We start from the raw sequence: 11829 nt of genomic DNA on the forward strand, positions 1-11829 counted from the left end.
GGGCTGGGGCTGCGGCGTTGAGGCCGCAGTTTGGGCGGCACTGTCGAAGCGGCCCCTACGCCGGCCGCTCCGAGACTCTTTCGTAACCCTCAATGTCAGCTTGATCTCATTCCGCGCGGCGTGGGCGTGTGGGGTGTCGTCACTGGAACATCGCGCGTAATGTCCAAAGCCTGCGCCGCAGATGAGCTTGCATCCGCACGACGCTCTTAGGAGCTTTTATGGACCAGTACCTGAACGTCAACGATTTGCTCGTCTATTCAGGAACCGTGCTCATTGCCGTGCTGATGTTTTCCCTCATCACGGTCTCGTTCCTGGGCTGTCTGCTACTGGCCTTGACTGCCAGGGCGCTCCAGTGTGCATCCCTGAAGCTGACGGAAGCCGTGGTGGCCCAGTGGTCCGGCTGGCGCGCTGGTATTGCTGTAGCGCCCGAGCTGCCGGCCCTGGCGGGTGTTCCGCAGCGTCCGGCGACGGAATCCATCAAGGTACTGGATTCCGCGGCCGGTCACTGAACCTACACGGCGACCCACCAAGAGCAACGGGGCGGGCAGGGGGCAGCGGTCGCCCCGGGGTGGCGCCGCATCGGTCCCGCGGCTCCGCCCCTGCCTCACCGGAGCGGGCTAGTTGGTCTTGACGATGTAGACATCACAGGAGGCATTGTGTGCCACGGTGTTGGCCACGCTGCCGAGGATGCGCCCCATACCCTGCATCCGCACGCTGCCGACCACAATCATCTTGGCGCCGAGTCTCTCGGCTTCCGAAATGAGCACCTCGTGCGGCTTTCCCCGGACCGCGGCGAAGGTGGTTTCCACCCCCGATGTAGCCAACTCCGACGCAACCAACTGCGCCACCTTTTCGGCGTCGTCGGCATCGGAGACTACCCAGCGATCGCTGCCGATCTCCACCACCTCGGTCCGGTCGCCCTCGTATGCCGTCACGATCCGCAGTGCGCCGCCCATGCCCGTAGCCAGTCGGGCCGCCGTACGGGCGGCCTTCATAGCCGTTTCGCTTCCGTCGACACCAACAACAATGGTCCCGGTCATTTTGCTGCTCCTTCGTTCGGTAAAGAAATTTTGTAACACGTCACTACATTAAGTCACATCCAACGCCGCGGCGTGGCACCATACCCAACTGATTAGCACTTACGGCGTGAAATGAGTGCCATATCTGCGACCTGGTTGGGAATCCCTTAAGCTGGCAGGGACCGCGAAGGCGGCCCAGCCAGGCAAGGGACACGATGAACCAGACGAATTTTTCGGCACCTGAGACGGTGCTACGGTCCGCCCTCCCACGGGTGAGCGCGGTGGTGGTCTGGATTATCTGCGCCGGACTGGCCGTCAACTTCCTGGTGCTGGGCCACGCCGCAGCGCTGCTGGCGTATCTGCCCTGGCTGGCCTTCGTGAGCTGGGGAACGTATGTGCTCTCCTGGCGCCCGTGTCTTCGGGTGGGGCCGGACCGGCTGGTGGTGGTGAACCTGCTGCGCGACCGGGTGATCCCCTTCCGCGCCGTCACGGATATCCGGGTGACCCATTCCGTGGTGATTAAAACCAAGGACGCGGCCTTTACCTCCTGGGGCGCGCCCGGGCTGGAGAGGTTCGGGCCAAAGATCGGAGACGGCGGCGGCGTGGCGCGTTCGGCGGTCAGGGGCTCCGGAGCGCGTTCGGACACCGGATCGCAGGCCATCCTGACGCGTGCGTGGTCCGGCTGGGAACAGCGCCAGGGCGATGACGCAGAAACTCTGTCAGCCGCCGCCCCGGTGATGACACCTGTGCGAACAACCTGGAGCAGACCGGCGCTGATCAGCGGCGCCCTCGTGCTGGCAGGGTGTCTGGCCGACGTGCTCGCGCACATCTGATCAGCCAAGCCCAGGCACGATGATGGCCCCGGCTCACTGTGCGCCGGGGCCATCATTTACTGCTGTCGGTCAATTCTGCCTGCTAACAGGATCACCACGCGAAGATCCCTATCGACCGGTCAGTTCTTCCACCCCACCTTGGTCCAGTCAACGGTCTGGAACTGGACGGCACCGAGGTTGACCAGGCCCTTCTTGACCGCACTCACCGTGGGCGTCGGGGAAATCGGCACCATCGGAACGTAGGAGAAGATGGTCTGGTCAATCTTCTGCGCCAGCGCCCGCTGTTTGTCCGGATCCAGTTCGGCATTGGCCTGCTTCCACATGTCTCCCAGGGATGCGTCCGTAACGCCGTTGTAGTTCTGCGGACCATCGGCCGGGTAGAAGATGGACAGCGAGCTGGAAACGGGGAACGGCGTCCCGACCCAGGAGAACAGCGTGGTCTGGAAGTTCTTCTTGTCAGTTGTGGTGACGTAGTCGGAGAAGAACTTGGCCACCGGAACAGAATCAATTGTCAAGGTCACCCCCACATCTTTCAGGTTCGCCTGAATCTGCTTGGCAGCGTTGGCGGAGGTGGCGGTCCCGGACGGGACGGTCACCGAAATGGTCAGCGGCTTGCCATCCTTGGCCCGCATGCCATCGGAGCCCTTCTTCCACCCTGCGTCATCCAGCAGGGCACCTGCCTTCGCAACGTCGTAGCCGATCGTCGAGGTGGCGTCATCCGTGTAGCCCTTCTGGCCGGGCATGTAGATGTAGTTGTTCTGCGTGGTGACCGGAGCGCCCAGCGGAGCAAGGCGGCTCTGCGCAATCGTGTCGCGGTTGATCGCCCGGGCAATGCCCTGACGGACCTTGACGTCGTCCAGTGGCGCCACCTTGGCGTTGAAGTCAAAGTGGTACCAGGTGAGGCCGCCCGCGCGCTGGATCTCGCCGTCGTCGCGCTTTGAAGCGGTGTTATAGACGTCGGGACTGACGATGCCGCTGCCGATACCGAGTGCGTCAACTTCCTTATTGGCATAGGCCTGAGCCAGCGCATCCTGCGATTCAATCGACTTGACGATGATCGTGTCCAGCTTCGGCTTCTCCCCCCACCATTTGGGGTTCGGCTTCAGCGTGACCACCTGACCGGTGGTATCCACCTTCGAGACCTCGTAGGGCCCGCTGGAGGGAACCGGCGTGCTCTTGTAGGCGTCGTTGAAGGTGGCAGCATCCTTCGTTACCGATGCTTCGTACGAAGGGGAGACCAAAATTGAGGGCCAATCGGCGTTCTTGTTCTTGAAGGTCATCTTGAAATTGGAGTCGCTGTCCGTGCGGTCAACGGACGAGATGTCCTCCCAGACGTTCGTCGAGGCGACCTGGAAGCTGGTGTCGGTGCCGTTGAATGCCTTCCACGCGGACTGGAAATCCTTGTACGTCATGGGGGTGCCGTCGCTCCACACGGCCTTGGGGTTTAGCTTGACCTCCACGACCTGGGGATCGCTGCTGACGAGCTTGACCTCGGTGGCATAGTTCGGGTCCATCTCCCAGGTGCCGTCATCCTTGATCCGCACCGGACCACCCGTGGTGGAGTTCAGCAGGACGTTGATCTGATCCGAGTTGTTGCCGTCGACGGTGCCGGAGTTCCAGTTGGAGGGCAGCGCGCTGATCGGCAGCGTCAATGTGCCCCCGGCCTTGACGGCGGAGTAATCCGCCGTATCCCAGGCGGTGGTGGGCAGCTTGCCCTGATCGCTGGCGCCCTGCGTGGCGTTGACCGTGGACGTGCTGCCCCCGCTGCCGCCGGAACACCCGGAGATTCCCAGTGCCAGGGCCAGGGTCGTGGCCCCGAGCACAGCGTATTTTGTTCGTTTCATTGTATGTTTTCCTCCCATAGTGAAACTTTTCCGTACTGGTTCCGCCAGTGGTACGCCGCTTACCGGTCTCACCGTTTTGCCACCGTATCGATCAAGGCATCGTGCTCGGCGTAATGACACGCGACGGAAGTATCGTCCACGGTGCGCAGGCTGGGATCCTCATCCCGGCAGCGCAGCCGTTGTTCCTCCGGAAGCAGCTGGTACAGCGGGCAGCGGCTGCGGAAATTACACCCCGGGATATCGTCCGTCGGAGAGGGCAGGTCCCCATCGAGGAGGACCCGGACGCGCGTGCGCTCCAGTGCGGGGTCCGGAATGGGAACTGCGGAGATCAGGGCCTGGGTGTAGGGATGGCGGGGCCTGCTGAAGACGTCATCCGACGTTCCGTATTCCACAATCCGGCCCAGATACATCACGGCCACATGGTCGGCAATGTGGTGGACCACGGCCAGGTCATGGGCCACAAAAACGTAGGACAGCCCGAGCTGCAGCTGGAGATCCTTGAGCAGGTTGATGACACCGGCCTGGATGGATACATCCAGCGCGGAGACGGGCTCGTCGAGCACCAGGATCTTCGGATCTGTCACTAGGGCCCGCGCAATGCCGATCCGCTGCCGCTGGCCGCCGGAAAACTCATGCGGATAGCGTGAAGCCATCTCCGGGTCCAGTCCCACCAGCTCCATCATCTCGGCGACCTTTCGCTGCTGGTCCTTTTTGCTGACCCCGTGAACGGTCAACGGTTCGGCTATCACGTCGTGGACCGGCAGCCGTGGATCAATGGAGGCCATTGGGTCCTGGAAAACCACCTGGATGTCGCGCCGCATCTTCAGCCTGTCCCGCTTGGACAGGTCCGCGACGTCCACTCCGTTCACCCGGATCTGCCCCTGCTGCGGTTTGGCCAGCTCCAGAATTTCCATGATCGTCGTCGATTTGCCGCAGCCGGATTCGCCGACCAGCCCCAGTGTCTGGCCGGACCCCAATTCGAAGCTGACGCCGTCGACCGCGCGCACCGTACCGATTTGGCGCTTGAAGACTGCACCCTTCAGCAGCGGGAAGTGCCGGACCAGCCCCTTCAGCGACAGCACTTCACGACCGTCGGTGCCGGCCGGTGCACCCTCGAGCACCGGTGCCGGGCGCGGAAACACTTCCGAGCGCGTCAGCTTCCCGCTGGTAATTTCGGACGAGCGGATGCAGGCGGCCTGGTGGGTGGGATGTTCCTCCGTGCCGCTGAGCGCCGGCTCCGCCTCCCGGCAGGCGTCAATGACCAGCGGGCAGCGCGGCGCGAAGGGACAGCCTGGCGGCAGTGCTGCGAGCGACGGTGGACGCCCCTCCAGCGGCACCAGCCGAGACTGCGAGGACGCCATCGACGGCATGGAACGCAGCAGCCCGATGGTGTACGGCATGGCGGGCGCGTGAAAAACCTCATCCACTCCGCCGGTCTCCACCAGACGTCCGGCGTACATGACGGCAATCCGGTCCGCGTTGCCGGCCACCACGCCCAGATCGTGGGTGATCAGCACGACGGCGGCGCCGGTGATCTCCTTCGCCTCCTGCATCACCTCCAGAATCTGGGCCTGGATAGTCACATCCAAGGCAGTCGTCGGCTCATCGGCAATGATCAGCTGCGGATCGTTGGCGATCGCAATCGCAATCATGGCCCGCTGGCGCATGCCGCCGGAGAATTCATGCGGAAATGCTTCCGCCCGGCGCTCCGGGCTCGGAATACCGACAAGTTTCAGCAGTTCCACCGCCCGTGCCGCGGCTCCCTGCCGGGACAGCTTCTTATCATGGAGCAGCAGGCCCTCGGCGATCTGGTGGCCCACCGTGTACACCGGAGTCAGCGCTGACAGCGGATCCTGGAAGATCATCGAGATGTCCTTGCCGCGGATCCCGGAGAGCTCGGCGTCTGAGCATTCCAGCAGCGACCGGCCCTGGAATCGCACGCTGCCGCGGATCCGGGCGGAGGACGGAAGCAAGCCCATCACGGCCATCGAGGACACCGATTTCCCGGAGCCGGATTCTCCCACAATGCCCAGGAACTCGCCGGGGTTCACATGGTAGCTGACCCCCCTGACGGCCTTCACCTCGTTCGCGCCCCGTCCGAAGGTCACGCTGAGGTTGTCCACTTCCAGGACGGGAGTCACGGCCGGGGCCCGTTTGCCGGTAATGGTCAGCGGTTCAGTCACGGTTTGCTCCAGAGGTGGGGTCGACGGCGTCGCGCAGCGCATCTCCGGCGAGACTCGTTGCCAGGACGGTGATGACGAGGATCGCAGCCGGGAAGATAAAAAGCCACGGGCGCGTAGTGGCGGCGCCGGTGCCGCTGGAGAGCAGGGTTCCGAGCGAAACATCCGGGGGCTGGACGCCGAAACCGAAGTAGCTCAGGGTTGTTTCCGTCAGGATCGCGGCCCCAACCCCCAGCGTGGCGTCGATGATCAGCAGCGAGGAAACGTTGGGAATGATGTGCCGCCGGATGATCGTGCTGGTCTTCACCCCCATGAACCTCGCAGCCTTAACGAAGTCCCTGTCCCGCAGGGAAGACGTTTGGGCGCGGATCACGCGGGCAAGGATCATCCAGCTGAAAATCGCCAGATAAACCATCACGATGACCCACGATCCGCCCTTGATCAGCGGGTACAGCATGATCAGAATGTACAGCGCCGGAAGGACCAGCAGCAGATCTATGAACCAGACAATGACCCGATCCCATACGCCACCGAGGTACCCTGCCAGCGCCCCGATAAACCCGGCCAGCAGTGCCGAGACGGGCCCCACCACGAAGCCGATCAGCAGTGATTTACGCAGCCCCACCACCGTCTGGGCGTAAATATCACCGCCAATCTCGTCCGTGCCGAACCAATGGTTCCCGGTGGGCGCCGTGTTCATCGACATGACATCCTGGCTGGTCGCGTTGTAAGCATAAAAAGCCAGCCCAAAAAGCGCCCACAGCACGATGACCAGCAGCGTGAGGGTGCCGACCCAAAAGCGCGGCGTACGGGCGAGCTTGGCGAAGATGAGGCGCCCGCGGGAAGTGGGCCGATTCGTGCGTTTTTGTGCTTTCGGCGTGACGGGAAGGACCTGGGCATCTTCGACCATGCTCATCGGCTAGACCCTCACTCTCGGATCGAGGGCTGCATAAACGACTTCGGACAGCGTCCCGGCAATCAGCACCAGGATGGAAGCGAACATGACAGAGCCGGCGACTCCGTTGATGTCATTTTGCTGCACCGAGTGAACCAGGTATTCGCCCATTCCGTGCCAGCTGAACACCAGCTCCACCACCGTCGCACCGGTCAGCAGCAGCGCGAAGGAGTATGCGAAGTAGGTGGACATGGGGATCAGCGCAATCCGCACGCCGTGCTTGACCAGCGCGCTGTTGCGGCTCATGCCCTTGGATCGCGCCGTGCGGATGTAGTCCGCGGAGAGGACGTCAAGCATCGCACTGCGCTGATAGCGCGAATAGCCGGCCGCCGCCGTCAGGGACAAGGTGATGGTCGGCAAAATCAGGTGGTTGATTCTGTCGCCGAACAGCACCAGGAAATTGCCCTGCAGCCCGGCGGTATATTCTCCGCTGAAATTGATAAGCTGATGCCCGGTCAGCCCGTTGAGGCCGGTGGCCAGGATCATCAGGACCACGCCGATCACAAATGTCGGCGTGGCGCCAACGGTGAACGATGCGTAGGAGACCAGCTGGTCGCTCACCCGGTATTGTTTGACCGCTCCCCAGACTCCGAAAACGACGCCGAGCACCGCTCCGATGATGCTGCCAATGATCAGCAGGCGCAGGCTGACCCCGGCCCGGGCAAAAATCACGTCGGTGACCTGCTGGTTGTCCACCGTGATGCCCAGCGAGCCATGCGTCACCAGGTTGGAGAGCCAGATCCACAGCCGTTCCAGGACCGGAATATCCGGATTGACGCCCAGACCATTGAGGATTGAGGTGACCACCTCGGGTGAGGGCTGCGGATTGCGGCCCAAGTAGCGTTGCGCCGGGTTCAGCGACAGGCTCGCCAGCACGTAGGCCAGCAGTGTCGCGATGGCTGTGAGGATGAAATAATTGACGAACCTTTTGACCACGAAGCCAATCATTCGTGCGCTCTGCTGAAGGATAGAGATGCACACGCACTATGTGCGGAAAAGGCACTGTGTGCGGCAGGAGCCCCGTAAGCGGCAAGACCCGCTGGGCCGGCACCTGACGGGATCGGGTCGGAAGAGTTGAGCACTGGCGCAATCCTTTTCAACGGCTGGAACACTGCGGCCACGGGTGAGTGATCGCCTCAAGCTGCCGTTGACGACCGTACGCCTCGTGAGCGTGCCCTGAATCACAACGGAACAACTTTCGCTTCAACGTACTACATGTGACGCCGAAGTCAATCTGGAATCCGCACGTCAGCCTAAGCTGTGACTTGTTGTCAGCACGGCAGTCTTAGCTGCCGCAGAATACCGGATCCGCATGTATCCGCGGACTGCAGGGTACCCAAGGGCGGCCCCGGTCTTGGACTTCAGCAGCCCGGCGCGGCTCCGCGGAGGAACGGGCCGTCCGGATTGACCGCCAGATCGTTACCGGCGCGCGGCCCTGAGCGACGAAGCTAAGCAATACCTCATCGTGCTCCCTTGGCCGCACGGGCGCCGGCCGCGCCGTTGTTATAGGCCGTCTTCCGGGTCTCGCGCAGCAGGTGCACCATCGTGTCGATACTGTTGGCGACGCCGTCGGCCGCGTCCAGGACGGACGGCATGACCGCCTCCCGGACGGCAGAGGGTAGGTCCGCCGACGCTTCCAGATCCCGGCGCAGAACGTCATAAGCCGCACGCTGGCTGACCGTTCCCCGCGGCGGCGTCCCCTGCGCCGCAGCCTCCGCACAGGCCGCCAGAGTGCGGTCCGCATTGGAGATGAACGGTGCCAGCATTGTGAACAGCTGTTCGGCGGGCTGATGGTTCTGCTGCAGGGAGAGCCTCGCGGCATCGATCACCATCGCGGACTGCACCAGCAGGTGGCTTTGGACCAACACGCCCTCGGCAATATACAGCACCCTTGTTCCAGTGACAGGCTCAGCCTGAGTCCGGTCCAACGAGGCCTGGGCGTTGGACCGTGCCCGGCGCGCCCCGATGCGGGCAGTATCGATGAGGGACTTGCTCGCCTGCGGATCCGTGACGGCCGCCAGATACCGGCGATAGGCCGCGAGCAGTTCGGCTATCCGGGCGGGTAGGTAGGCCCGCTCCCAGGCGGGCCAGACCGCCGTCGCGACGACGACGAGGACACCGCCAAGGACAGTGTCAAGGAGCCGTGGGACGACGACGACGGCAGCCGGGGAACCGGCGAGGTCGAGTAAGGCGACCAGGTAGGCCGCGATCCACGTCCCCATGAACAAGGCGTTCGGTGCACCGGAGGCCCGGACCCCGAATACGAAGACCACCACCAAGGCAATCAGCGCATAAGGCCCGGCCGGGGCCAATACAAAGGTGGCCGCCGTGCCGATACACAGCCCCACCACCGTGCCGAGCAACCGTGCCGTGGTGCGTTGCAGCGTCGCGGCGAAATCCGGCCGGAGCAGGATCAGCACCATCAGCGGGATCCAGTAGCCGCGGTCACCGCCGGGCAGCAGCCGGGCCAACGCATCGGTCCCAGTCACCAGAATGGCCAGCCGAATGGCGTGCCGGGCAATAGCGGAGTTCCCGTTCAGGTTGGCCCGCAGGGTGGCCATTGGTGCCTGCAGCACCACCCGCGAATTCCCCACCCGGGCCGGCTTCTCCAGCACTCTGCCCTCCAGCGCCCCGGGCGTGACGATCCGCCCGCAGGCGCGCAGCTGGCCGCTCAGCGCCCGGCCATGCAGCAGCGCGAAATGTCCGGTGGGCGAGTCCGGAAAACCCGCCATCACGTCCTCCATCCGCCTCAAGGCGGCCATCGCGGGGTTCACGGCAGCGTCATCAAACGGGCGTCCCTTGCGCAGCGCAGCGGCGACCGCGTCCAAGGCGGTGCCGGCTGCCAAGAGCAATTCATGCACCGCCGTGCGCTGCACCGTCTTTTCCGCGCGGTCAAACCTTTCCACGCAGTATGCCAGCGCTATAATTTCCAGCCGCAGCCGTTCGGCTTCATCGAGCAACGCCCGGTATGACTGCATGCTGGGCCCGTGACCGTGGCCGAAACCGGTGATGGTGTCCCGCGCCTTATCCAGTACTGCAGCGGCTCCCGGGGCCATCCGCTTGGGCTGCGCGGAGCGCGCCCGCTGGGCCAGTTTGCCGTAAAGGTCCGCGAGCGCGGTGCGTTCGGGACCGTGCCGGCGCAAGGGCCAGCCGGCGACGGCGAACAGGCTCTGCAGCAGCGCTGCCGCGGTGATCACCGCAGCGATGGACACCGCGTCGGAGGGCGACTGCGGGAATCGATTAAGTACGATGGCCACCGCCGTAGCGGCACTGCCGATCTGCGCTACGTTAGCGCCCAGCGACAGCAACATGCCGGTAACGAACGAAAACACGGCAACCAACAGCAGCGACAGCGGCACGGAGTGGGCGCACAACACCGTCAGCCCACCACCAATCCCGGCAGCCACAGCCGTGGCGCTCATTCGCGCCAGCCGGAGCCGGTAACCGCCGGGCCGGTCCGCAAAGGCCGCAAACAACGCACCAACTGCGCCGAAGACACCAATGCCGATATTTCCGGCCGCAATACCAACCACGAGCGGAATCCCCACGCCCACGGCGTTGCGCGCCGCCACCACGGGGTCCGATTGCGAAAAATCCAGCCGCAGTGATGCTTTGGCGGTAGCGGAGATGGACGTTAGGGCGGGCACTCCTTCAGTATGGCATCGAGCCCCGGTGCAACCATCTGCTATTGAGGTGTTGATAGGTTCGGCTCCGGCCCGGTACTTAAAATCTGACCGCAGAACACGAAGGACGAGAAATGCTGCCAAACTCCGCGCCTGCAGAACAATTAGCCGCCGGTCCGCTTGAGGGAATCATCATCGCCGACTTTTCCCGCGTTTTGGCCGGCCCGCTGGCCACCATGACACTGGCGGATCTGGGCGCCCGGGTGATCAAGGTTGAGCGGCCTGGCACAGGGGATGACACCCGCCAGTGGGGACCGCCGTTTTCCGCAACGGGGGCGACATACTTTGACAGCGTTAACCGCAATAAGGAATCCGTCTGCCTGGATCTTACCGACCCGGCCGACCGAAAACTGGCGCGCACGCTTGCGCTGCGGGCCGACGTCGTCGTCGAGAACTTCATGACCGGCACGATGGAGAAGCTTGGGCTCGGCTTCGCCGACCTCGCAGTGCAGAACCCCGGCCTGATCTATGCCTCGATCACCGGATTCGGCAGCGCCGGGGGCGCAGCACTGCCGGGCTACGATTTTATCGTCCAGGCACTGGGCGGCCTGATGAGTATTACCGGCAAGGCCGACGGCGGTCCGGTCAAGGCAGGCGTTGCGCTGGTGGATGTGCTGACCGCGAAGGATGCCGCCATTGGCATACTTGCGGCACTGACCGCGCGCCACGCCACCGGTCGCGGGGCGCGGCTGGAGCTGAATCTGCTCTCCAGCCTGCAGGCAGCCCTGGTCAACCAGGGGCAGGCCTATCTGGGGGCGGGCCAAATCCCCGGCCGGCTGGGCAACGACCATCCATCAATCGTGCCCTACCAGCTGCTCCGGTGCGCCGACGGACCGCTCGCGGTGGCCTGCGGGAACGATGCCCAATTTGCCCGGTTTGCGGCGGTGCTGGGCCGCGACGAGCTAGCTGCCGATCCACGGTTTGCAACCAACAGCGCCCGTGTGGCGCACCGTGGAGAGTTGGTGGAACTGCTGGAGCAGGTGCTGCACACCGCCCCGGCGGGACACTGGCAGACCCAATTGACCGCTGCGTCTGTTCCGGCCGGTCAGGTGGCCACCATTGCGGAGGGCCTGGACTACGCCGTTTCGCTCGGACTTGAGCCGGTCATCGAGGTCCAGGATCCGGGGGGCGGACCGGCGGGCCTGCAGGTGCGCCACCCCATTTCATGGACCCCGCCGCTGCGCGTGCGCAGCCAGGCGCCGCCGGCTTTGGGTGCGCACGATCAGAGCGTCCGCGGCTGGCTTGCGGCGGACTGGACGCCCACGGAGTAGCGTCAGGAGGGTAACGACGCGGGAAGCACCCGGACCCTTCGATT

9 protein-coding genes are annotated in these 11829 nt (G+C 64.1%); 3 read left to right on the top strand and 6 right to left on the bottom strand.

Annotated elements, in window-relative coordinates; translation table 11 throughout:
* The first annotated feature begins 218 nt into the window (after positions 1-218).
* Positions 219-509: a hypothetical protein gene (locus OS914_RS08975; protein WP_267545716.1), complete on the top strand. Its 291-nt coding sequence runs from the start codon at positions 219-221 to the stop codon at positions 507-509.
* A gap of 108 nt (positions 510-617) precedes the next feature.
* Here the strand turns inward: OS914_RS08975 and OS914_RS08980 are convergent, their stop codons facing one another.
* Positions 618-1040 (bottom strand): universal stress protein, encoded by a 423-nt coding sequence (locus tag OS914_RS08980; RefSeq protein ID WP_267545717.1) that lies wholly within the window; start codon positions 1038-1040, stop codon positions 618-620.
* Positions 1041-1234: 194 nt separating this feature from the next.
* On the opposite strand from OS914_RS08980, the gene OS914_RS08985 reads away from it, so the two are divergent.
* Positions 1235-1852 carry a PH domain-containing protein gene (locus OS914_RS08985; protein WP_267545719.1) on the top strand — a complete coding sequence of 206 codons (618 nt, stop codon included), beginning with the start codon at positions 1235-1237 and terminating at the stop codon, positions 1850-1852.
* A 119-nt stretch (positions 1853-1971) separates the two neighbouring features.
* Here OS914_RS08985 and OS914_RS08990 read toward each other — a convergent pair whose 3' ends face one another.
* From OS914_RS08990 to OS914_RS09010, 5 genes are all read right to left on the bottom strand, one after another.
* Positions 1972-3696, bottom strand: a complete 1725-nt coding sequence (locus tag OS914_RS08990; protein WP_267545720.1) for an ABC transporter family substrate-binding protein — start codon at positions 3694-3696, stop codon at positions 1972-1974.
* A gap of 68 nt (positions 3697-3764) precedes the next feature.
* Positions 3765-5879, bottom strand: coding sequence for an ABC transporter ATP-binding protein (locus OS914_RS08995; RefSeq protein ID WP_267545721.1), 2115 nt, complete (start codon positions 5877-5879; stop codon positions 3765-3767).
* Positions 5872-6792 (bottom strand): ABC transporter permease, encoded by a 921-nt coding sequence (locus tag OS914_RS09000; RefSeq protein WP_267545722.1) that lies wholly within the window; start codon positions 6790-6792, stop codon positions 5872-5874. Before OS914_RS09000 ends, OS914_RS08995 begins: the two co-directional genes overlap by 8 nt.
* A 3-nt stretch (positions 6793-6795) precedes the next feature.
* A complete protein-coding gene (locus OS914_RS09005; protein ID WP_267545723.1) occupies positions 6796-7779 on the bottom strand; it encodes an ABC transporter permease in 984 nt (327 codons plus the stop codon).
* Between the two features lie 512 nt (positions 7780-8291).
* Positions 8292-10478, bottom strand: a complete 2187-nt coding sequence (locus OS914_RS09010; protein WP_267545724.1) for an FUSC family protein — start codon at positions 10476-10478, stop codon at positions 8292-8294.
* Between the two features lie 110 nt (positions 10479-10588).
* Between OS914_RS09010 and OS914_RS09015 the strand changes: the two genes are divergently transcribed.
* Positions 10589-11785, top strand: coding sequence for a CaiB/BaiF CoA transferase family protein (locus tag OS914_RS09015; RefSeq protein WP_267545725.1), 1197 nt, complete (start codon positions 10589-10591; stop codon positions 11783-11785).
* Positions 11786-11829 lie beyond the last annotated feature (44 nt).

The sequence above is a fragment of the Arthrobacter endolithicus genome, assembly GCF_026627425.1.
GTDB lineage: Bacteria > Actinomycetota > Actinomycetes > Actinomycetales > Micrococcaceae > Arthrobacter_M.